Source organism: Microbacterium sp. KHB019 (assembly GCF_037285405.1).
Classification (GTDB): Bacteria; Actinomycetota; Actinomycetes; order Actinomycetales; family Microbacteriaceae; genus Microbacterium.
In genome coordinates this window covers 15902-38427 of sequence record NZ_JBBDHF010000003.1, presented here as the reverse complement: position 1 = coordinate 38427, position 22526 = coordinate 15902, and the positions used below count along the sequence as shown (strand labels likewise).

The following is a 22526-nucleotide window of genomic DNA, read 5'->3' as shown; positions in this document are numbered from 1 at the left end:
GCGTATGCGCGCCGGCGCATGTGACACGTGCCGCTACAGCAACCCCAGCCGCCTGCCCTCGCTGGCCGCCGCAGCGCGGCTGGCGACCCCGAGCTTCTCGAGCAGGTGGACGACGTGGGTCTTGACAGTGGACTCCGAGATGAACAGTCTCGCGGCGATCTCCTTGTTCGCGGCGCCCTCGTCGACGAGCGCGAGCACGTCGCGCTCACGGTCGGTGAGGACGACGCGGGGGGCGCGCAGCGCTGCGATGATGCGGCTGTCGCCGCCCGGCGTGAGGACCATGGCCCCGGCAGCGGCGTCGCTGATGGCGGCGACGATCGTGTCGCTGTCCACATCCTTGAGCAGGTAGCCGGCCGCGCCGGCCTCGATGGCTCGGATGATCTGGGCATCGTGGTCGAACGTCGTCAGGATCACGACGGCAGGAGCATCCGGCATCCGTCGCAGCATCGATGTCGTGTCGACGCCGTCCATTCCGTCGCCCAGTCGCAGATCGCAGAGCACGACGTCCGGATGCAGAGCGGATGCCATCTCCACAGCCTCCTCGCCGGTCGAGGCCTCCCCGACGACCGTGAACCCCCGCGCTTCGATGACCGCGCGGAGACCGGCCCGCACGATCGGGTGGTCGTCCACCAGCAGGATGCTCGTCGTCATCGCGCCATCCCATCCTCGGGCGCGGGTGCGGCGGGCAGCGCCGCGACCAGCGTCGTCCCCTCGCCCGGCGCCGAACGCACCTCTAGCGCTCCGCCGAACTCCCGCAGTCGGGACCGCATCGCCGCGAGTCCATACGAGGTCGTGGGTGCGGCGGCCGCGTCGGCGTCGAATCCGACGCCGTCATCGTCGACCGTCATCGTGACGGTTCCGGCATCCACAGCGAATTCGATGCCCACGTGCGCAGCGACGGCGTGCTGACGGACGTTCGCCAGAGCGGACTGGGCGACGCGCAGGAACGCGACCTCGTGCGAGGTCGGCAACGACGGCAGATCGGCGTCGACGTGCAGCGAGGTCTGGACGCCGGTATCGTCCCGCAGCGAGGTCAGCATCCGCTCGACCGCTGCGGCGAGCGCCGCCCCCTCGAGCTCGGCCGGCGCGAGGGCGGCCACGATGCGTCGCAGATCGGTCAGCGAATGCTGCGCCAGCGACTCGATCTGCGGCAGTCGCTCGACATCGCCGCTGCGCGCCATCAGCACCATCGAACTGAGCTCCTGGGCGATCGTGTCGTGCAGATCGCGCGCGAGCCGCGTGCGCTCCTGCGTCGCGCCGGCCTCGCGCTGCGTGCGGGCGAGCTCCTCCTGCAGGGATGCCATCTCGTCCTGTGTTCGGACGAGCGATGCGATGAGCCGCTCGCGCTCGACGGCATCCCGCAGCAGCGCGTCGTAACCGAGCGAGATGCCGAGCGCGAAGCCTCCGCCCAACAGGGGTCCGACGATGTGGGCGAAGGTTATCGTCACCTGATGAAGGATCGGCGCGAGGATCGCGGCGACCAGCACCGGCACCGCGAACACGACCGACGGCCAGCGATGCAGCACGTGACCCGCGAGCAGCAAGAGCGGGAACGAAAGCCACACGAATTCGGCTGAGATCAGCAGAGTGCCTGCCCACAGGATGCCGAGAAAGCCCAGCCACCAGGCGCCGAACCGGCCACGTGCGAACGCGGCCCCTGCCGCATACCAGGCGAGGAAGACACCGGCCGCGAGCATCGCCGGCAGCAGCGACACGCCGGTCGCGATCGCCCGTATCGCGGTCACGGCGGACAGCAGTGCCGTGATCAGATGCAGCGCGAATCGCGCGATGGACAGCATCCGCTGGCGCGAGACGCCGGACGGATCGGCTGACGAGGACATGACCCGATTCTCTCGCGATCGACGCGCGGATGCCGCGAGCGGAGATCGATCTTTCGATGGATCCGCATCCGCGGGTGCGCGAACAGGCTGGATTCATGACCACAGACATCGCTCGCGCATCGCGCTCCGCCCAGCTCCAACTCCTCATCGCAGTCACCGTCTACATGGTGCTCGGACTCGCCGCAGGGCTCTTCTACCGCGAGTTCACCAAACTCAACGGCTACGAAGAGGGGATGATGGGCCAACTCGGGCTGGCGCACACCCACATCCTCATGCTCGGCATGATCGTGCTGCTGCTGGTCCTCGCGCTCGAGAAGTCGTTCGCGCTGTCGTCGAGCAAGCTGTTCCGCTGGTTCTTCTGGGTCTACAACGTCGGCGTAGTACTCACGTCGTCGATGCTCGTCTGGCACGGGATGCTGCAGGCGCAGGGTCTGGAATCGTCGAAGATGATCTCCGGCATCGCCGGGATGGGCCATATGCTGGTCGGCGCAGGATTCGTGCTGCTGCTGATCTCGCTGTTCTCCGCCATCCGCCGGGAGGAGTGAGCGGAGTCCGCTCCGGACGCGGTCAGGGCATCTGGGGCGGGGGCAGCGACTCCTTGCGAGGACGCAGCCTTCCCCCTGTTCCGGCGAACCAGCATCCGATGATGACCAGAGGGAAGCCGATGAGGAGACCCGGCGTGATCGGCTCCGACAGGAAGATCGTGCCCAGGAGGATCGCCACGATCGGATTCACATAGGTGAACAGCGGCGCGCGCACCGGTCCGACCTCGCGGATCAGTGCGAAGAACGCCACGAACGCCACTGCAGTGCAGATGATGCCGAGCAGCAGCAGGGAGACGCCGGAGCGCAGCGTCGGGAGCTCATGCTGCGTCAGCAGTGCTGCCGGCAGATATCCGAGGCCGATCGCGAACAGGGCGAGCGTGATCGTGCCGATCGACGGCACGTCGGCGAGCTTGTGCGCGATGATGAACGGCGCGATGGCGTACAGGACCGCGGTCAGCAGGATCTCGCCGATCGCCACGACACTCGCCGACTCGCTCGGAAAGAGTCCGGGACCCGCGACGACCACGGCGACACCGACGAACCCGAGCAGCAATCCTCCCAGGCGCACGGGGGCGAGCGCGCTGCGGTCCCCTCGCAGCAGCGCGATGATCACGGCGAACAGCGGCACCGTCGCCACGAGCAGCCCGGTGAGACCGGAGGGCAGCTGCGTCTCGGCGTGGCTGAGCAGCAGGAAAGGACCTGCCATCTCGACCAGTCCGAACGCGAGCACCCAGGGCCAGTGCTTCCACGCCGCCTTCAGCGCTCCGCTGCGTATCGCGAACGGCAGCAGCACGAGTCCGCCGAGCAGGGTGCGACCGGCGACGACTGCGGGTGGCGTGATCGACTGGACCGACTCTTTGATGAACAGGTAGGTGATCCCCCACACGAACGCCATCACGGCGAAGAGGAGCCAGCCCTTGCGCGTGAAGCCGCCCTGGGCGTTCACGCGGCTACGACCGTGCTGAGCGGACGCGTCGCGCTCACAGCGTGCGCCGACCCTCGAAGGCCCGCCCCAGAGTCACCTCGTCCGCGTACTCCAGGTCGCCCCCGACGGGCAGGCCGGATGCCAGGCGCGAGACGGTGATCTGCATCGTGAGCAGCAGTCTGCTCAGGTAGCTGGCCGTCGCCTCGCCCTCGAGATTGGGGTTCGTGGCGATGATGACCTCCTGCACGGTGCCGTCGGCGAGCCGGGACATGAGCTGGGCTATGCGCAGGTCATCCGGACCGACGCCGGCGATCGGGCTGATCGCGCCGCCGAGCACGTGGTACAGACCGCGGAACTCACGGGTCCGCTCGATGGCCGAGACGTCCTTGGCGTCTTCGACCACGCAGATCAGGGCGGGGTTGCGTCGCGGGTCACGGCAGATCGCGCAGCGGTCCTGCTCCGACACGTTGCCGCAGATCTCACAGAACCGCACACGCGCGCGCACATCCGTGAGCAGCTCGGCGAGACGGGCGACGTCGAACGACGGCGTCTGCAGGATGTGGAAGGTGATGCGCTGCGCCGACTTCGGGCCGATGCCGGGGAGGCGACCGAACTCGTCGATCAGCTCCTGAACGATGCCGTCGTACATCAGGCGAACCTCGTCGGGGGCTCGTAGGGCTCTTCGCGCACGAACGTCGCGCCGAGCACCTGGCGGATCACGGCCTCGCCGTAGCGCTGGACACCACCGGGCGCCCGCTCGGTGACCGCCGGCGCCATGCGGGCCGGCGCCTGTGAAACGGGAGTCTGCGCCTGCGGTGTCGCCCCGCGCGGTGAAGCCTCGGCAGCCTGGCGCGGCGGCTCGTACGGCGGCTCGTCGTCCGGCGGCGGAGCCTCGTCGTCATCGGGCAGCGGCGGCTCGTCGCGGTCGACGAGGCCGTCCTGCGGTGCGACGGGGGCGGATGCCTCGACCTCGGCGGGTTCGTCGTCAACGGGGAACTGCGGCTGGGGTGCGGACTCGGCCGGAGCAGGAAGGTCGGCGGGAGCGTCGGCAGGGATCGCGGCCACAGCCCAGTCGGTGACCGGTGCCGCGGGGGCGGCTTGGGGCTTCGGCGCCGGCGGGGCGGTGCGAACCGGTGCGGGTGCCGCCGCCTCGGACAGCGCCGCCGGTGGGATCTGCGCCGGCCGGTACTTCACCTTCACGCCCAGCTCCTGCTCGATCGCCGCGCGGAGGTGATCGGATGCGCCGCTGCCCGGAGTCTGCCCCTTGAACTTCGCGAGGTCCTGCTGGCTCGCGAACCCCACGGTGAGTACATCGGTGTCGGATTCGAAATCGAGCGGCTGCACTGCCGTGACCAGGAGCCACGACGTGCGGCTCACGCTCTCGAGCCGCGTGAGGACGGCCGGCCACACCGCGCGGATCCGGTCGATGTCGACCGGGCCGGATGGGGTGGAGGCCGGTGCCGGCGTCTCGGCCGGAGTCGAGGCGGCCGGAGCGGACGTCTCGGTCGGAGCCGAGGTTTCGGCCGGAGCGGACGTCTCGGTCGGAGTCGAGGTTTCGGCTCGCTCCGCTCGCTCAACCCGTTCCGTCTCGTTCGCTTCGCTCGCTCGCTCAACGACCCGCGGGGATGACTCTGTAGGAGCGGGAGCGGCTTGAGCGGGAGCGGCCGGAGCGGGAGCGGCCTGAGCGGGAGCGGCTTGAGCAGATCCCTGCCCAGCCGCGCTGAGCACGCGGGCGATCATGAGCTCGAGGTGCAGACGGGGCGATGTGGCACCTGTCATGTCATCCAGGGCGGCGCTCACGACGTCGGCCGTGCGCGAGAGGCGCGCAGCGCCGTACACGCTCGCCTGCGTGCGCATGCGTGCCAGCTCGTCTTCGGCAAGACCGCGGAGCACAGCGGAAGCCCCGTCGCCGACGGCCGCGATCACGATGAGGTCGCGCAGACGCTCGAGCAGATCGTCGACGAACCGGCGCGGATCCTGCCCGGTCTGCACGACGCGGTCGATCGCCGGGAAGGCAGCGGCGGCGTCCCCCGCGGCGAGCGCGTCGACGATCTCGTCGAGAAGCGCGCCGTGCGTGTAGCCGAGCAGCGATACCGCCCGCTCGTACGCCACGGAGTCGCCGTCGGAACCGGCGATGAGCTGATCGAGCAGCGACAGCGTGTCTCGAGGCGATCCGCCACCGGCGCGCACGACCAGCGGCAGCACGCCCTGCGCGACCTTCACGCCCTCTTCGACGCAGAGCTTCTCGACGTATTCGAGCATCGCCGCAGGCGGCACGAGACGGAACGGGTAGTGATGCGTCCGCGAGCGGATCGTGCCGAGCACCTTGTCGGGCTCGGTGGTCGCGAAGATGAACTTGACGTGCTCCGGCGGCTCTTCGACGAGCTTCAACAGGGCGTTGAATCCCTGCGGCGTGACCATGTGCGCCTCGTCGAGGATGAAGATCTTGAACCGGTCGCGGCTCGGCGCGAATGTCGCCCGCTCGCGCAGGTCGCGGGCGTCGTCGACGCCGTTGTGGCTGGCCGCGTCGATCTCGACGACATCCAGTGAGCCGCCACCGGCCCGTGACAGCTCGACGCAGCTCGGGCACGTTCCGCATGGAGTGTCCGTCGGGCCCTCTGCGCAGTTCAGGCAGCGTGCCAGAATGCGTGCTGACGTGGTCTTTCCGCACCCGCGCGGGCCGGAGAACAGGTACGCGTGGCCGACGCGATCGCTGCGCAGCGCCGTCATCAGCGGATCCGTCACCTGCGACTGCCCGATCATCTCCCCGAAGTTCTCGGGGCGGTAGCGGCGGTAGAGGGCTGTGGTCACCCGTCCAGCCTACGGCGTGCCACCGACACTTCGGCAGGCTCAGCGCATCGCACTTCGGCAGGCTCAGCCCGCGCCGCTAGTCCTCGTACGCCGCGATCACCGGAATCGCACTCGTGACGACAGGAACGGATGCCGAGATCCTGGTGCCGTCGTCGCGACGCGCATCCTCGAACTGCCCGAGCCTCGGACGGTCAGGCAGCACCGGGCCCTGGTCCTCGAGCGTCACCACAGCATCGGTGTCGACCGCTGCCCAGTACTCAGCACCGCGTACCGTGAAGGTCACCGGATCGCCCGATCTCACGTGCACGCGCAACTGGTCCCTGGTCACCGTGACCTGCAGCATCGCCCCCTGCCACTGCAGCGGGAACGACAGCGACGGCCACTCCGCCGGCAGCCGCGGATCGAAGCTGAGCTCACCGCCGTGATCGCGCATGCCACCGAAGCCCGAGACGAGCGCCGTCCACACGCCACCCGCCGAGGCGACGTGCACGCCGTCGGAGGCGTTGTGGTGCAGGTCTCCGAGATCGACGAACAACGACTGCCGGAAGTACTCCAGCGCCAGATCCTGGTACCCGACCTCTGCGGCCAGAACAGACTGGACGACGGCAGACAGCGTCGAGTCACCGGTGGTCAGCGGGTCGTAGTAGTCGAAGTCCGCTCGTTTCTCCTCCGGCGTGAAGTGATTGCCCTGCAGGAACAGTGCGAGCACGACATCCGCCTGCTTCAGCACCTGGAACCGGTAGATCACCAGCGGGTGGAAGTGCAGCAGCAGCGGGCGCTGATCGTTCGGCGTGTTCTCCAGGTCCCACAGTTCGCGCTCGAGGAAGAGCGAATCCTGCGGGTGGATGCCGAGGCCCTCGCTGAAGGGGATGAACATCGCCTCGGCCGCACGATCCCAGGCATCCGGCTCGCCGGCATCCAACCCGGTGCGCTCGACCACACCGGCGTACGCCTGCGGATCCTGCTTCTGGATGTCCCGCACCACCCGCGCCGCGAAGCGCAGGTTGTATCGAGCCATCACGTTCGTGAAGAGGTTGTCGTTGACGACCGTGGTGTACTCGTCCGGACCCGTCACGCCGTGGATGTGGAAGGTGGCGTCACCGTTCGCACCGCGCCAGAAGCCGAGAGTCGCCCAGAGTCTCGCCGTCTCGACGGCGACGTCGACGCCCTCCCGGCGGATGAACTCCTCGTCCCCCGTCGCGCGTACGTACTTGCCCAGAGCGAAGCTGACGTCGGCGTTGATGTGGTACTGCGCGGTGCCGGCCGCGTAGTACGCCGACGCCTCCTCGCCGTTGATCGTCCGCCAGGGGAAGAGTGCGCCCGCTTCGTTCAGCTGCGCCGCACGGCGACGCGCCGCCGGCAGCATGAGCACCCTTGCGCGCAGCGCGTTGCGCGCCCACTGCGGGCTCGTGTACGTCAGGAACGGCAGCACATAGATCTCGGTGTCCCAGAAGTAGTGGCCGCTGTACCCGGAGCCGGAGACGCCCTTCGCCGGCACGCCGGTGCCATCGGCGCGCGCCGCGGCCTGCGCCAGCTGGAACAGGCACCAACGCGCCGCCTGCTGCAGATCGTCGTGGCCCTCGATGACGACGTCTGAGCGCTCCCAGAATGCCGCGAGCCAAGCGCGCTGCCGGTCGAACTGCGCCTCCACACCCTCGACGGCAGCGCGGTCGAGCGAGCGACGGCAGCGGTCCACGAGCTCGCGCGCCGGGACGCCGCGCGATGTGTGATAGCTGACGAGCTTGGTGATCGCGATCGGGATGCCGGCCTTGGCCTGAACGCGGAAGACGTTCTTGGCGATGTCCTGCTCGATGAGCGTGCGGGCGCTGTACTCGTTGTCCGTGGCGATGACGTGATCGGCGACGAGCGCGATCGTCATGCCCGAGTCGGCGACCTGATACGACAGCGCCGAGCGCAGGCCGTCCTGCCAATACTCGACCGGCTCGAGAACACGCGCGGTGATCTTCTCGGTCTTGCGGGGATCGAACGCGGCCGACTTGGCCTCCGTCGGAGTCCCGGCGTACACGTCGCCGCCGTCCTGCCTGTTCAGCAATTGGCAGCTGACCGTGACGGGCGCGTCGGCGTTCTCGACCGTGACCTCCAGGCGCAGGACTGCGAGGTGACGCTCCTCGAAGCTGACGAGGCGCTCGTCGCGGATCCGGATGCGCTTGCCCGACGGCGTCTCCCACACGAAACTGCGGGACAGGACGCCGGTGCGCATGTCGAGCGTGCGCTCGTACTCGCGCACCTCCGCCTCGTCGAACGAGATCGGCTCATCGTCGACGTAGACGCGCATGATCTTGGCATCCGGGGCGTTCACGATCGTCTGTCCGACCTCGGCGAACCCGTAGGCCTGCTCGGCGTGGCGGATCGGCCAGGTCTCGTGCAGACCGTTGATGAACGTGCCGTGCTCGTGCGCACCGCGACCCTCGATGTGGTTGCCTCGGAGGCCGAGATAGCCGTTCCCGACGGCGAAGAGCGTCTCCGAGACGCCGTCCTCGCTGTAACGGGTCTCGGTGAGACGCCACGGGTCGACGGGGAAGCGGTCGCGATCGATCATGCGTTCTCCTGGTTGTCCGTCGACGAGTCGTTGTCGAGCGATGAGGCGTCGTCGAGCGATGAGGCGTCGTCGAGCGACGAGGCGTCGTCGGTCGAGGGGATGAGCAGGCGGTCGAGGTCGTCGATGACGCTCGTGGCACCGGCCGCGCGCAGCGCCTGCGCACCGGCGCCGCGGTCGACGCCGACGACCGTCGAGAATCCGGCCGCGACGGCCGAGGCGACGCCGGACAGGGCGTCTTCGACGGCGACGCTGTCAGCGGGGTTCACTCCGAGTGCAACGGCACCGGCACGGAACATGTCGGGCGCCGGCTTGGATGCCAGTGCGTCGCGCTCGGCCACCCGGCCGTCGACGACGACGGTGAAGAAGTCGCGGATGCCGGCGCTCTCGAGCACCTCTTCGGCGTTCTTGGAGCTGGAGACGACCCCCTGCGGGATGCCCTCGTCACGCAGCTGCCGGATGAGCGCGAGCGACCCCGGGTACGGCGCGATGCCCTCGCGCCGCAGGGCCGAGGCGAATGCCGCGTTCTTGCGGTTGCCGATGCCGCAGATCGAGTCGACTTCCGGTTCGTCGGTCACCTCGCCCCACGGGATCTCGATGTTGCGGCTGCGCAGCAGGCTGGCGACGCCGTCGTAGCGCTTCTTGCCGTCCACATACGCGTAGTAGTCGGCATCCGTGTACTCGGGCGTGATCCCCCACTGCGCGAAGACGCCGTCGAACACCGCCTTCCAGGCGCGCATGTGCACCTCGGCGGTCGGGGTCAGCACACCGTCGAGGTCGAACAGGACGCCGTCGGCGCGACGCAGGTCAGGCAGGTTCTCAGGCACTCGGCTCTCCAATCAGGTCAGGCGGATGCACAGCGATCATGTCAGACTCATCGCCTGGCGGGCGATCTCGAGCTCCTCGTCCGTGGGCACCACGAGGACGTCGACCTTCGACGCGTCCGTCGAGATGCGCCGGATGCCGGGGACGCGCTCCTCGTTGCGCTCAGCATCGATCTCGATGCCGAGGAATCCGAGGGTCGCCATGGCGTCCGCGCGCACCTTCGCAGCGTTCTCCCCGACCCCGGCGGTGAACGAGATCACGTCGACCCCGCCGAGCTGGGCGATGTACGCCCCCGCGTACGCGCGGAGCCGGTGGATGTACACGTCGAACGCGAGCGTCGCGGCATCCTCCCCCGCCTCGACGCCGGCGAGGATGTCGCGCATGTCGATGCGGCCGGCGAGACCGAGCATTCCGCTCTTCTTGTTCAGCAGCTCATCGATCTCGCGATCGTCGAGCTGGGCGACGCGGCCGAGGTGCAGCACGACGGCCGGATCGATGTCACCGGATCGCGTGCCCATCACGAGGCCCTCGAGCGGCGTCATGCCCATCGAGGTCTCGACCGAGCGCCCGCCGTCGATCGCTGTGACCGAGGCTCCGTTGCCGAGATGGAAGACGAGTTGCTTCAGCGCGCCGAGCGGCCGATCGACGAACGCCGCGGCCTGCTCGGAGACGTACTTGTGGCTCGTTCCATGGAACCCGTACCGGCGGATGCGGTGGCGCTCGGCGATCTTGCGCTCGATCGCATACGTGTACGCGGCCGGCGGCAGCGTCTGGTGGAACGCGGTGTCGAAGATCGCGACGTGCGGGACGTCCGCGAAGGCCCGCCGCCCTGCGCGGATGCCGGCCACGGCCCCCGGGTTGTGCAGCGGCGCGAGCACCGAGAGGTCTTCGATGTTGATCTCGATGAGGTCGTCGATGAGCGTCGGCGCGAAGAAGCGGGCGCCGCCATGCACGACGCGGTGTCCGACGACGACCGGCGGATGCTCCGCCAGCTGCGGCCCGTGCTCTGCGAACTGCTCGAGCATGACGGTCATCGCCGCGTCGTGGTCGGCGACCGCCCGCTGGCTGCGGTGCGTGGCATCCAGAACCGCCGGCGCCGGCTCGCCAGGGGCTGCGACGCGGCGGACCGTGTGCGCGATGTCGCTGGATTCCTGGCCGATGCGCTCGATGAGGCCCTCGCCGATCGGCACCTCGCGCTCCATGTCCATGAGGCTGTACTTCAGCGACGACGAGCCGCTGTTGATGACGAGGACGACGCTCATTCCGCACCTCCTTGAGCCTGGATCGCGGTGATCGCGACGGTGTTGACGATGTCGTCGACGAGCGCGCCGCGCGAAAGGTCGTTGATCGGCTTGTTCAGGCCCTGCAGCACCGGCCCGATGGCGACGGCGCCGGCCGAGCGCTGCACGGCCTTGTACGTGTTGTTGCCCGTGTTGAGGTCGGGGAAGATGAACACCGTCGCCCGCCCGGCGACCGCGGAGTCCGGCAGCTTCGCCTTCGCGACGGCTGCGTCGGCGGCTGCGTCGTACTGGATCGGACCCTCTACCGGCAGCTCGGGGGCGCGCTCGCGCACCAGCGCCGTGGCCGCGCGGACCTTGTCGACGTCGGCGCCTGTTCCGGACTCCCCCGTCGAGTACGAGAGCATCGCGACCCGCGGATCGATGCCGAACTGCCGCGCGGTCCGGGCGGAGGAGATCGCGATGTCGGCCAGCTGTGCACTCGTGGGATCGGGGATGACGGCGCAGTCGCCGTAGACGAGCACCCGGTCGGCGAGCGCCATGAGGAAGACGCTGGATACGACGTCGACCCCGGGCTTCGTCTTGATGATCTCGAACGAGGGCCGGATCGTGTGAGCCGTGGTGTGCGCCGCACCGGAGACCATGCCGTCGGCGAGGCCGAGGTGCACCATCATCGTGCCGAAGTACGACACGTCGGTGACGGTGTCGGCCGCCTGGCCGAGCGTTACGCCCTTGTGCGCGCGCAGCCGTGCGTATTCTTCGGCGAATCGCTCCACGTACTCGGGATCCGTCGGGCTGATGATCTGCGCGGCCGACAGATCGATGCCGAGAGAGGTCGCCCTGGCGTGGATGTCCGCCGGATCCCCGAGGATCGTCAGTTCAGCCACGTCGCGGGCGAGCAGCGTACCGGCGGCGCGCAGGATGCGATCATCATCCCCCTCGGGGAGCACGATGCGCTGACGATCGGCGCGTGCGCGTTCGATCAGTCCGTACTCGAACATGAGCGGCGTGACGACCGTGGACTCCGCCAGTCCCAGCTGCGTGGTCAGTTCGGCGATGTCGACGTGCGTCTGGAACAGCCCGAGCGCCTTGTCGTAGCGGTGCCGCGAGTCGGCGGCGAGGCGTCCGCGCGCACCCATCACCCGCACCGCGGTGTCGTACGTGCCGTGGTCCGTGGTGATGATCGGAACCCGTGAGGCGAGACCGTCGAGAAGCCGTTCGATCGTCTCCGGCAGGGGGAAGGGGCCGTTCAGGATGATGCCGGCGATCGAGGGGAAGGTGCCGGAGGCATCGGCGAGCAGCAGCGCGAGCAGCACCTCGGTGCGGTCGGCCGGCACGACGACGACGGCGTCCTCGGTGAGTCGAGGGAGGACGTTGACCATCGACATGCCTGCGACGACGACGCTCAGCGCCTCGCGGGTGAGCAGATCGGGGTCGCCCTTGATGAGATGGCCGTCGACCGCCGAGAGGATGCCGCGAATCGACGGCGCGACGAGAGTGCGGTCTTCGGGGATCGCCCAGATCGGAGTCGTCTGCTCCTTCACTGCGCGCACGGCATCGACAGTCGCAGACAGCGAATCCGGGTCGGCGCGGTTGACGATCACCGCGAAGAGCTCCGCACGTTCGGCCTGCAGTTCTGCGATCGCGAGCGCCGCGCTCTGGCCGACGGCAGCCGCAGTGCGGGCGGTCGACGTGCCGAGCTGCTCAGCACGGTCCTGCTGATCGCGGCCGCCGAGCACCAGGAGCACCGGGGCGCCGAGGTTCGCGGCGATGCGCGCGTTGTACCCGAGCTCGGCGGGACTCGCCACATCCGTGTAGTCGCTGCCGATGATGACCACGGAGTCGCACTGCGCTTCGACCGACTTGAAGCGCGAGACGATCGTGGCGAGGGCCCGATCGGGGTCGTCGCGCACTTCGTCGTAGGTGACGCCGATGCAGTCGTCGTAGTCGAGATGCACGCCGTCGTGGGCGAGGAGGAGTTCGAGCACGTAGTCGCGCTCGGCGGATGACCTCGCGATGGGCCGGAAGACCCCGACGCGCGGGGTGGCGCGCATCAGAGCGTCCAGAACGCCCAGAGCGACGGTGGACTTCCCAGAATGGCCTTCGGCCGAGGTGATGTAGATGCTCCGCGCCACGTCTCCAGCTTAGGCGGTGGGGCGTCAGGCCGGGCAGGGGCCGGACAGCACGTCGACCAGTTCGGACGCAGCGCCTTCGAATCGCGCATAGTGCCCGGGGTCGGCATTGATCTGCACCCGGTGGATCGCGATGGTCGGCTCCAGCTCCTGCCAGCCGGGCAGCCGCGCGAGCCGCGCGTAGAACAGGCCGGCCGCGGACGCGGGGTCCATCCGGTCCTCGACGCTCCCCCACCAGTCCTGCTGCTGGAACAGCCCGATGCTGCTCGTGCGGGTGCCGTCAGGGTTGGTCACCCCAGACGTCTCCCAGTCGCCGTAGTCGATGTTGTGCAGGCTGCTCTCGCCGATCGCCGCCATGACGCCGAGGACCTGACCGTCGCGCTCGAACCCGCGATCGCGTGCCGCCGTCACGATGATCGCGGCGTTCTCGAGCTGCTCCCGGTCCCACCCGTCGGCTCCGGATTCCGGGAAGGTCGACGGCTGGGTCGCGCACAGCGCGAGAGGGTCGCGGGATGCCGCCATCGGCACGAGGACGGCCAGCAGCACCACGAGCGTCGCACCGCCGATGAGTATGCCGGGGAGCCAACCCCGTCGGCGCGCACGTCGGCGCCGCTTCGATCTGACGCTCACGCTCCGAGCGCTCCGCGTCCCCGTCGCGCTCCTCCGCGAGGAGAGCTGGCGGCGAGCGCAGCGAGCGCCCCGCCTATCGCCCCGAACAGGTGCGCCTGCCACGAGACACCAGGGCCAGCGCCGAGCACGCCGGCGAGCATCGAGCCGCCGTACAGCACGATGACGAGCAGCGCGATGAGGGCATAGACGAGCCGGTGCGCGATCGGTCGCGGCGAGAAGACGCGGACGACGATGTAGGCGAAGTAGCCGAAGACGAGCACGGAGGCACCGACGGTCAGCGTGCCGGGTGCGTTGATGAACCACGTTCCCAGCCCGCCGACGAATGCGGCGGCCGCCGTGACGAGCCAGAACCTGCCTGCACCTTCGACGGCGACGAGGCACCCCAGCACCAGCAGGGGAAGCGTGTTGCCGATCAGGTGGGGCCAGCCGGCATGCAGGAGCGGGCCGAGGACGACGCCCGGCAGGCTCCCGAGGTCCCACGAACGAAGCCCGAATCCCGTGAACGAACCGGGGAGGATGGCGTCGGCGAACTGGATGACCCACATCAGAACCACGAGCGCGACAGGAGACGCGAAGCGCGAGACGGCGCTGCAGCGGGAGGCGACGGGGGTGGTCACACCACGATCCTCGCAGGTCGAGCCGGAGAGCGCCGGACAAAAGAAAGGACCCTCCGCGCACCCAGCAGAGCCCGGTTACCCTTGCTACGTTTCCGTCCTGGGGGAATTGGCCTGGATGCTGCCACGCGGAGAGCCGCAGGCAAGTCTACCTGCACCAGGGACCGGTCGAGAACCGCTCGCCCCTCGCACCCCTGGCAGAGATACGATCAGTTGACACCCGACGGCGGGCGAAAGGCAGCGCATGGACGATTCCCTGATCACGGCCGAGCAGTTCGCGACGCAGACGTCAGCGATCCTGGCATCCGTCGGCGGCGTGATCGATGGCAAGGAGGATGCGGTCCGCAGCGCCCTGGTCTGTCTGCTCGCCGAGGGCCACCTGCTGATCGAGGACGTCCCGGGGGTCGGCAAGACCATGCTGGCGCGTGCACTGGCCGCGAGCGTGGATGCCACGGTGCGCCGCATCCAGTTCACACCCGATCTGCTCCCGGGCGACGTCACCGGCGTCTCGGTGTACAACCCCGTCGACAGGGAGTTCGAGTTCAAGCCGGGCGCCGTGTTCGCGCAGATCGTGCTGGCCGATGAGATCAACCGCTCCTCGCCCAAGACGCAGTCGGCGCTTCTGGAGGCGATGGAGGAAGGCCAGGTCACCGTCGACGGGCGCACCCACATGCTGCCGGATCCGTTCCTGGTGGTGGCGACGCAGAACCCGCTCGAGATGGAGGGCACCTACGCCCTGCCGGAAGCGCAGCGCGACCGGTTCATGATGCGCATCTCGATGGGATACCCGGATGCCGCGGCCGAGGCACTCATGCTCCGTCAGCGCGACAGCGTCAATCCGCTCGCTGCGATCCGGCCGGTGGCCGATGCGGCATCCATTCTCCGCATGATCGGGTGGGCGCGCTCGGTGCACGTCTCCCCCGCCGTCGAGGAGTACGCGGTGGCGCTGGCCCAGGCCACACGCAGCGACCCGAGTCTGCACCTCGGCGCGAGTCCGCGCGCCACGCTCCAGCTGGTGCGCGCCGCGAAGGTCTGGGCGGCGCTGGACGGCCGAGAGTTCGTCATCCCCGACGATCTCACGGCGCTGATCAGCCCGGTATTCGCGCACCGTCTGCTCCCCGCACGCGGGGTGCACCGCGCCGGCGCGCAGCCCGTGGAGGCCGCGTTGCGTCAGATCGTCGACCGCGTACGCGTGCCGCTGACCGCACGCGCCTGATGCCATGCGCTCCGGCCGGCCCCTGACAGCTCGCGGCGTCGCCGTGCTGGCCGTCGGCGTGCTCCTGGCGATCGCGGCGAATCTGGTCGCCGCCCCGATTCTGCTGTACGTCGCCGTGCTCCTGTTCGCCGTGCTCGTGATCGGCATCCTCGTCGTGCACGTCCCCCGACGCAGCGGTTCGGTCACCCGGCGCATCTCGACCGATCTGCTCACCGTCGGCGAGGAGTCGCAGGTGGCGGTGCGCTTCGATCTGCGCGCATTGCGCGTCCCGTTCGGCGCCTGGAACGACGAGCTTCCGGATGCGGTTGCAGGTGACGCCTCGGGAGAGTTCCCCACCGACAACGGCACGCACATCCGGTACAGCATCACCGGCGTGCGGCGAGGAGTGTGGCCGGTCGGGCCGCTGTCGCTGCGGACCATCGACCCATTCGGCGTCGCGCAGCGCACGCAGTCGTTCGGCGATACCCGCACGGTCACCGTGGTCCCAGAGGTCGTCCCGCTGTCCCCGATGAGCAGCGAAGTGGGAGCGGCCGGCGGCACCGCCCACACGGCCTCGGCGCGGCTCGGCCAGGGGAGCGACAACCTGTCTCCGCGACTGTACGTCTCCGGCGACTCGATGCGGCGCATCCACTGGCGCGCCACCGCTCATCGCGGAGATCTCATGGTGCGCCAGGAGGAGGAGGAAGCCAGCCCGGACGCGATCGTCATCCTCGACCGCGCCGCGCGGCGCTGGGCTCCCCGGTCCGACACCGCGGACCCGACGTTCGAGTCGGCGGTGGCGGCGTGCGCGTCCGCGGCGCTGCACCTCGTCCAGGAGGGCTACAGCGTGGACGTCCGCGACTCCGGAGGAACGGTGCTCGGTCAGTTGCGCGGCCAGGAGGACGATCGCGATTCACTGCTCGTCGCGCTTGCTATGGTGACGCCGCAAGGAGAGGGGCGCGATCTCGTCTCGCTGTTCGACGGCACCCCGCCGGGCCCGCTGGTGATGATCACGGGCCGGATCGATGCGGACGACGCGGCGCATCTGCGCCACTTCGGGGCCGGTGCGCCGATTCTGCTCGCCACAGCCCCAGGGCCCGGCGCGTTCGCCGCAGCGGGTGACCTCGGCTGGTCGGCCGCCGAGCTCGGCGAGGACGTGTCAGAAGCGTGGGACGACGCCCTCGCGGGATACGTGGCACCCGGCGGCGGTCATGTTCCGCGCTGAGCCGCGCGCCGCGGTGCGCACGCCGATCGAATACGAGCAGCGCGTGCGACGCCGCGACCGCACTCTCGCGATCGCGCTGCTGTCGGCGTGCGCGGGATACGTCGCGCTCTGGCCGTACACATCGGTCGTCACGCCAGGCGCCTGGACCCTCGCGGGCGTCTACGTGATCACCGTCGTCGCCCTGACCGGCATGATCGTTCGACTCGTGCGGTCCGGCCGATTCGCCGATGGGCCGCTGCCGCTGATCGCTCAGCTCGTCGTCGCCGTCGGCGCCCTCACGCTGCTGCTGGTCCCGCAGGGTGCGCTGTTCGGCGTCGTCCCGACCGGGACGACCGTCTCCGCTCTTGGCCGCTCGGCCGGGGAGGCCTTCGAACAGGTGCAGTACGGCACCGCCCCGCTCGTCGACACGCCCGCTCTCCGCACGATGCTCTCGATCGGCTTCGCGCTCGTCACGATCCTCGTGGACCAGCTCATCGCCGCCCGATCGGCGCTTCCGGCGATCGTCCTGATCGCAGCGGTCGGCGCGCTGCCGATGATCATCACCCTCGGCGACGCGAATGTGCCGTGGTTCGTGATCCTCGCGCTCCTCGCGCTGTTCCTGCTGCGGCACGGCGTCAGGCATGATCCGCGTCAGCCGCGCCGGGCCTCCGTCGGGCTCTCGGCCGCGACAGGTGCAGCGGCGATCGCTGCCGCACTCGCGATCACTCCGGTGCTCCCGGTCTCGGACACCTGGGTCGGCGTCGGCACGAGCACCCAGCTGGACCCGTCGCTGCGCCTGGGTGAGGATCTGCGGCGTCCCACACCTTTCACGGTGATGACCCTGGCCACGAGCGCCGCGTCGGCGCCGTACCTGCGCATTGCGAGTCTGTCCGAGTTCGACGGCGATACATGGTCGCCGGACGACGGCGATCTGCAGCAGATCACCGACGGGTTCGGCGACCCGGACTGGTCGGAGGACATCGAGACGGTCGAACGCCGCACCTCGATCCGCATCACGGGGATCTCCGGTTCCTGGCTGCCGGTGCCGTACGCCGCCACCAAGATCGTCGGCGCCACCTCAGGGTGGCAGATCATGCCGTTCAACCGCACGGTGACCTCCGAGATCCGCGATGCCGCGGACGAGGATTACACGGTCACGGCTCAGGTGATCGATCCCACCCGCGAGCAGATCCAGGCCGAGTCGGCGACGACGGCGGATGCCGAGGTCCCCGAGTTCATCGCGGAGACCGCGCGCGAGGTGACAGCGGGGGCGACGAACGACTACGACCGGCTGATCGCGATGCAGAACTGGTTCCGGTCCGACTTCGAGTACTCGCTGGACGCGCCGGTCGACGGCGACTTCGACGGCACCGGCACGGATGCGGTCGAGGAGTTCCTGCGCGTCCGCTCCGGTTACTGCATCCACTTCTCCGGCGCGTTCGCGCTCATGGCGCAATCGCTCGATATGCAGGTCCGCATCGTGGTCGGGTACCTGCCGGGGTCCATGACCGACGAGAAGCGCGGCGACGAGGCGATCTACACGGTCAGCAGCGATCAGCTGCACGCCTGGCCGGAAGTGCATTTCTCCGGGCTCGGCTGGGTCCCGTTCGAGCCGACGGCGTCGCTCGGGACGCCGACCGACTTCCTCCCTGCGACGACCGGCGGCGGCACTACCACGGACCCGACGGACCCGCAGCCGTCCGCCACTCCGTCCGCGGCCCCTTCGCGCGGCCCGGAGGCCCAGGACGACCCCGGCAGCTCGTCCGCCCAGGGTTCCGATTCGCTGCGGCGTCTCGACCCTCAGCCGATCGTGCTGGTGGGAACCGGCATCCTGATCGTGCTGCTCCTGCCTCTGCTCGTGCGACTGGGCATCCGCGCACGACGGATCGGACGCGCCGGGCGTGGAGACGCGGCGAGCGCGTGGCAGGAGGTGCGCGCCACGCTCGTCGATCTGAGGCTGCCAGTGTCGGACGCCGACACCCCGCGTGCACGCGGTGCCCACCTGATCGAACAGGGCGCGGATGCCGCGTCGGTCGGTCTGATCGTGGATGCTGTCGAGCGGGCGAACTTCGCCCGCTCCGCTCCGGCATCCGCAGATCTCGCGCACGCGCTGCGTCAGGCGACGTCCGGGCTCCGGCGGAGCGTCGATGCACGCGACAGGGTGACCGCCCTGCTGCTGCCTCGCTCGCTCTTCGCCGCGGACACATCACGCGTGACGGCGCGCCGCTGAGGCAAGGACGATCTCAGCCCGCCGTCGCTGCGGCGTGCTCCTCGCACGGGATCGCGTCGCACGCCTCGCAGACGACGAACTGGCGTCGGCAGGACGCATCAGGGCAGTTCGCCGTCCGCTTGGTCGCGGCGCCGCAGCCGACGCACTCGCCGACGACGACGGCGTGATCGCTGAAGTCGATGGAGCCGCGCTTGTCGAAGACGTAGAGCGAGCCCTCCCAGAGCCCGTCATCCCCGAACGTCTCGCCGTACCGGACGATGCCGCCGTCGAGCTGGTACACCTCGCCGAAGCCACGGGAGACCATGAGGCTCGAGAGCACCTCGCAGCGGATCCCTCCGGTGCAGTATGTGACGACCGGCTTGCCCTTGAGATCGTCGTAAGCGCCGGAGTCGAGGAGCGCCACGAAGTCGCGCGTCGTCTCGGTGTCGGGCACGATCGCGTCCTTGAACCGACCGATCTCGGCCTCGAGGGCGTTGCGTCCGTCGAAGAAGACGACATCGTCTCTGGACTCGACGAGCTCGTGCAGCTTCTCGGGCGAGAGGTGGATGCCTCCACCGACGACGCCGTTTTCATCGACCCGCAGCTCGTCCGGGGCACCGAACGACACGATCTCGTCGCGCACCTTGACGCTGAGCTTCGGGAAGTCGACGCTGCGTCCGTCGTCGTCGAGACCCGTCCCCTCGCTCCACTTGATGTCGGCGTTCTTGAACGGCGCGTACGAGCGGAACGACCGCGCCCACTTCTTGAGGTCGTGCAGGTCGCCGCCGAGCGTGCCGTTGATGCCGTGCTCGGAGATGATGAGCCGCCCGCGGAGCTTCAGCGCCTCGCCGAGGTCGCGCTGCCAGACGCGCACGGCGTCAGGGTCGGCCAGGGGCGCGAAGGCGTAGAACAGGACGATCTTGGGTGTGCTCACCTGGAGATTGTAGGCGGGCAGCCTCAGTACACGCGCCCAGTCGCGCACCCTTCGGTGTCGCCAGTGGTGCCGGTCACGTCGCCGGGGAGCGTGACCGGCTCGTCCTCCGGCGTCGCGGACGCCGTCGGAGCCGGTGTCGCCGGCGCTGGAGACTCCGTCGCCGGGGGCTCGCCGCCTTCATCCTCGTCGGCGAGCGCGAGCGCTTCGTTCTTCTCGAGAGCGTCGAAGAGCGCGGCCGCGGCGTCGGGCAACGGATCGAGGCGGTTCCGGTCGACGGCCGACTCGGCTGCCGGGTACTGCACGAACACGTAGTCGCTGACGGGGATGTCCTTCAGCGCGAGTCCCATCTGTGCGAGCGTGACCGGGTTGGTGAGGCTCGTGCTGGGGTCGACCGACGCCAGGATCGTCTTGGCCAGCCGCAGCAGGAGCGCGGGGTCGGTGAGCACCTTCTCGCTGGTGATCTTGCGCACCAGACTCGACATGTACAGCTGCTGGTTGCCGATGCGGGCGGTGTCGCTGCCGTCGGTCGTGGACTTCCGTGCGCGCAGGAACGCGAGGGCGTCCGCGCCCTTGAGCTCATGCGTTCCCGCTGGCAGATCGATGCCCGAATCGGCGTCCTTCATCGGTGTGGCCAGGCACACCTCGACGCCGCCGATCGCATTCGTCACATCGATGACGCCGCCCCAGTTGATGGATGCCGCGTATCCGATGTCGAGCCCGGTGAGGGACTCCACGGTCTTCACCGAGCACGCCAGCCCTCCGGTGCCGAATGCCGAGTTGATCATCTGACCGTAGGCCTCGGATGTCGCGTTGCCGTTCGCATCGATGCAGGAGGGGATGTCGACGAGAAGGTCACGCGGAAAGCTGATCACGGTGACCCTGCGCGGCAGCTCCGAGATGTGCACGACCATCAGCACGTCGCTTCGGACGCCGTCCTCGGCGTCCGTGCAGCGGTCGCCGAACAGATCGGCGTACTCGGGTTCGCAGTTGTCGGTGCCGGCGACGAGGATGTTCGCGCTGCCCTCGAACTCGGAGAAGGCGGGCGGATCGTCGCCTTCCAGCTCGACGACGTTCTCGGTATAGGTCGAGCTCAGGTCGATGTACAGCCAGGCGACGACGCCGAGCACCGCGACGAGCACGACGGCCGTGCCGATGCCCAGTGCCTTGAGCAGGCGCCTGCCCCTGGAGGGCGGCTTCTGCTGCCCGTGTCGGGCGACCGTGGCTCTGGTGGACTGCCGCATCATGCGGTCAGCCTACTGGCGGACGCTGTCGGCCCCCGTAGCGTCACGGGTGCAGGGCGCGATCGGATAGACTGTTCAGGTTGTTCCCTGGTGACGTGTCCGAGCGGCCGAAGGAGCACGCTTGGAAAGCGTGTGTTGTGCAAGCAACCGCGGGTTCGAATCCCGCCGTCACCGCCAGACGACTAAAGGGCCTCGCGCAAGCGGGGCCCTTTAGTCGTCTATTGGATGCCGGGGATTCGGGGAGGCACGAGCGCAGCGAGTACCGGAGTCCCGCCGTCACCGCCAGACGAACAAAGGGCCTCGCGCAAGCGGGGCCTTTTGTTCGTCTATTGGCTGCCGGGCATTCTGGACGCTCAGAACCGGATGCCGTAGGCCAGTTCGCCGGGCGCGGTCGCCAGCCGCTGCATCCCGATGCGCTCGTAGAACGCGGCAGCTCCCGTGTTCGCGGGGTCCATCCCGAGATGCAGCCCCGGCACACCCCGCCGCCGGAGCTCGGCGAACAGCGTCCCGATGAGCCGACGCCCGAGGCCCTGCCCCTGCGTCTCCGGCAGCAGGTCGATGTGGAGGTGCGCCGGGTACGCGTCGACGTGCGGCTCGCGGCCGCGCCCCCGCGCGTAGGCGTGCTCGATCATCGTCTCCTCGCGGGTCTGCGCTGATGCCGGCCGGGGGAACCGTTGGACGAACTGCGGCCACCATTCGCCCTGGAACCATCGCTCGAAGGCATCAGTGTCATCCGTGGCGACGATGTATCCGATGATCCTTCCGTCGTCTGATTCGACGACCCACGTGAGATCGGGATGCCGTTCGGCATAGGGCACCGCGAACAGGAGTCCCCACAGGTCGTCGTCGGCGAACAGCCCGCTCGCGTCGCCTCCCGCGTCGGCAGTCCGAACGCAGACATCGAACAGCGCAGCACGGTCCGGCGCGCGGTAGGGCCGGATGCCGGTCACGACGGCGTCTCTGCGCGCCGCGGCAGGTCGGGCTCTCTGCCGCGCGATCGCGCCCAGGTCAGCAGGAAGCCGGCCATGACGAGCGAGACTCCGGCACCGATCAGCATCCCCCCGACGATGTCGCTGAGCCAATGCACCGAGACCAGCGTCCGCGAGAACGCCATCGCGAGCGTCCACGCTGCGGCGGCGATCACCACCCACACGCGCGGAAGGAGCAGGACCGCAAGTGCAGCGAGGGTCGCCGCGTTGGCCGTATGCCCGCTGGGGAATGAGCCGAAGTCCGACTGCACGAGCATGTCCTCAGGGCGCCCTCTGGCGAACAGGCTCTTGAGCAGTTGCACGGCGGCGACGCTCACGAGCATCACGACAGCGGCGAAGACCGCGGCGCGCCAGTGCTTGGCGATGAGCAGCCCCGCGATGACAGCGAGCGGGACGAGATACGTCGCGACCCAGCCGCCGCCGATGTGATCGAGCACGTTCCCGAACGCGATGAGCGCAGGTGTGCGGATGTCGCCCATGAAGGCGTTCCAGCCGGCGTCGATCCACGGCGCGTTCGGACCGGGGCCCGTCACCGCGATCCCGAGCACGACGGCCGCGAGGATCGCACCGATCCCCCACCACAGCAACAGCGGACGCGTCATCCGGCCATTGTGCCCGATCGGCGCGTGCGAGACG

General features: G+C 69.2%; 19 protein-coding genes, 1 tRNA gene and 1 other RNA gene. 5 read left to right on the top strand and 16 right to left on the bottom strand.

The window, feature by feature from the left end; translation table 11 throughout:
* Positions 1-33 precede the first annotated feature (33 nt).
* Both KHB019_RS11345 and KHB019_RS11340 read right to left on the bottom strand, forming a co-directional pair.
* Positions 34-651 carry a response regulator gene (locus KHB019_RS11345; RefSeq protein WP_230103637.1) on the bottom strand — a complete coding sequence of 206 codons (618 nt, stop codon included), beginning with the start codon at positions 649-651 and terminating at the stop codon, positions 34-36.
* On the bottom strand, positions 648-1841 hold the full coding sequence (locus KHB019_RS11340; protein WP_337459016.1) for a sensor histidine kinase: 1194 nt from the start codon (positions 1839-1841) through the stop codon (positions 648-650). The genes KHB019_RS11345 and KHB019_RS11340 overlap by 4 nt, the downstream gene beginning before the upstream one ends.
* A gap of 95 nt (positions 1842-1936) precedes the next feature.
* Here KHB019_RS11340 and KHB019_RS11335 point away from each other — a divergent pair, with 95 nt between their 5' ends.
* Entirely contained in the window at positions 1937-2386 is a 450-nt protein-coding gene (locus KHB019_RS11335) for a DUF2871 domain-containing protein (protein ID WP_337459015.1), read from the top strand.
* Between the two features lie 22 nt (positions 2387-2408).
* Here the strand turns inward: KHB019_RS11335 and KHB019_RS11330 are convergent, their stop codons facing one another.
* The 10 genes from KHB019_RS11330 to ffs all read right to left on the bottom strand — a co-directional run bounded on the left by KHB019_RS11330 (position 2409) and on the right by ffs (position 14259).
* Positions 2409-3332 (bottom strand): DMT family transporter, encoded by a 924-nt coding sequence (locus tag KHB019_RS11330; protein ID WP_230103639.1) that lies wholly within the window; start codon positions 3330-3332, stop codon positions 2409-2411.
* Positions 3333-3366: 34 nt separating this feature from the next.
* On the bottom strand, positions 3367-3960 hold the full coding sequence (gene recR / locus KHB019_RS11325; protein WP_230103640.1) for a recombination mediator RecR: 594 nt from the start codon (positions 3958-3960) through the stop codon (positions 3367-3369).
* Positions 3960-6122, bottom strand: a complete 2163-nt coding sequence (locus KHB019_RS11320; protein WP_337459014.1) for a DNA polymerase III subunit gamma and tau — start codon at positions 6120-6122, stop codon at positions 3960-3962. Before KHB019_RS11320 ends, recR begins: the two co-directional genes overlap by 1 nt.
* 76 nt (positions 6123-6198) lie before the next feature.
* Complete coding sequence (locus KHB019_RS11315; RefSeq protein WP_337459013.1) at positions 6199-8682, bottom strand: glycoside hydrolase family 65 protein; 2484 nt, start codon at positions 8680-8682, stop codon at positions 6199-6201.
* Positions 8679-9506, bottom strand: a complete 828-nt coding sequence (locus KHB019_RS11310) for an HAD family hydrolase (RefSeq protein ID WP_337459012.1) — start codon at positions 9504-9506, stop codon at positions 8679-8681. Before KHB019_RS11310 ends, KHB019_RS11315 begins: the two co-directional genes overlap by 4 nt.
* Positions 9507-9542: 36 nt before the next feature.
* On the bottom strand, positions 9543-10766 hold the full coding sequence (locus tag KHB019_RS11305) for an acetate/propionate family kinase (protein WP_230103644.1): 1224 nt from the start codon (positions 10764-10766) through the stop codon (positions 9543-9545).
* On the bottom strand, positions 10763-12877 hold the full coding sequence (gene pta / locus KHB019_RS11300) for a phosphate acetyltransferase (protein WP_230103645.1): 2115 nt from the start codon (positions 12875-12877) through the stop codon (positions 10763-10765). Before pta ends, KHB019_RS11305 begins: the two co-directional genes overlap by 4 nt.
* Before the next feature lie 24 nt (positions 12878-12901).
* On the bottom strand, positions 12902-13504 hold the full coding sequence (locus tag KHB019_RS11295) for a hypothetical protein (protein WP_337459011.1): 603 nt from the start codon (positions 13502-13504) through the stop codon (positions 12902-12904).
* On the bottom strand, positions 13501-14121 hold the full coding sequence (locus tag KHB019_RS11290; protein WP_230103647.1) for a rhomboid family intramembrane serine protease: 621 nt from the start codon (positions 14119-14121) through the stop codon (positions 13501-13503). Before KHB019_RS11290 ends, KHB019_RS11295 begins: the two co-directional genes overlap by 4 nt.
* Positions 14122-14162: 41 nt before the next feature.
* An RNA gene (gene ffs / locus KHB019_RS11285) (signal recognition particle sRNA small type) lies at positions 14163-14259 on the bottom strand.
* 103 nt (positions 14260-14362) lie between these two features.
* Between ffs and KHB019_RS11280 the strand changes: the two genes are divergently transcribed.
* From KHB019_RS11280 to KHB019_RS11270, 3 genes are read left to right on the top strand one after another with little or no spacing between them, the layout of a single operon-like run.
* A complete protein-coding gene (locus KHB019_RS11280) occupies positions 14363-15334 on the top strand; it encodes an AAA family ATPase (protein ID WP_230103648.1) in 972 nt (323 codons plus the stop codon).
* Between the two features lie 4 nt (positions 15335-15338).
* Positions 15339-16538 (top strand): DUF58 domain-containing protein, encoded by a 1200-nt coding sequence (locus KHB019_RS11275; RefSeq protein WP_337459010.1) that lies wholly within the window; start codon positions 15339-15341, stop codon positions 16536-16538.
* Positions 16525-18747, top strand: a complete 2223-nt coding sequence (locus tag KHB019_RS11270; RefSeq protein WP_230103650.1) for a transglutaminase family protein — start codon at positions 16525-16527, stop codon at positions 18745-18747. Before KHB019_RS11275 ends, KHB019_RS11270 begins: the two co-directional genes overlap by 14 nt.
* Before the next feature lie 13 nt (positions 18748-18760).
* Here the strand turns inward: KHB019_RS11270 and trhO are convergent, their stop codons facing one another.
* Both trhO and KHB019_RS11260 read right to left on the bottom strand, forming a co-directional pair.
* Positions 18761-19660, bottom strand: coding sequence for an oxygen-dependent tRNA uridine(34) hydroxylase TrhO (gene trhO, locus KHB019_RS11265; RefSeq protein ID WP_325471942.1), 900 nt, complete (start codon positions 19658-19660; stop codon positions 18761-18763).
* 23 nt (positions 19661-19683) lie between these two features.
* Positions 19684-20904: an LCP family protein gene (locus tag KHB019_RS11260; RefSeq protein WP_230103652.1), complete on the bottom strand. Its 1221-nt coding sequence runs from the start codon at positions 20902-20904 to the stop codon at positions 19684-19686.
* A gap of 86 nt (positions 20905-20990) precedes the next feature.
* Between KHB019_RS11260 and KHB019_RS11255 the strand changes: the two genes are divergently transcribed.
* Positions 20991-21078: transfer RNA gene (locus tag KHB019_RS11255), tRNA-Ser, on the top strand.
* 176 nt (positions 21079-21254) lie between these two features.
* Here the strand turns inward: KHB019_RS11255 and KHB019_RS11250 are convergent.
* Positions 21255-21851 (bottom strand): GNAT family N-acetyltransferase, encoded by a 597-nt coding sequence (locus KHB019_RS11250; protein ID WP_325471943.1) that lies wholly within the window; start codon positions 21849-21851, stop codon positions 21255-21257.
* The gene (locus tag KHB019_RS11245) at positions 21848-22492 is read right to left on the bottom strand and encodes a phosphatase PAP2 family protein (protein WP_337459009.1); all 645 of its coding nucleotides are present in this window, start codon (positions 22490-22492) and stop codon (positions 21848-21850) included. The genes KHB019_RS11250 and KHB019_RS11245 overlap by 4 nt, the downstream gene beginning before the upstream one ends.
* Positions 22493-22526 lie beyond the last annotated feature (34 nt).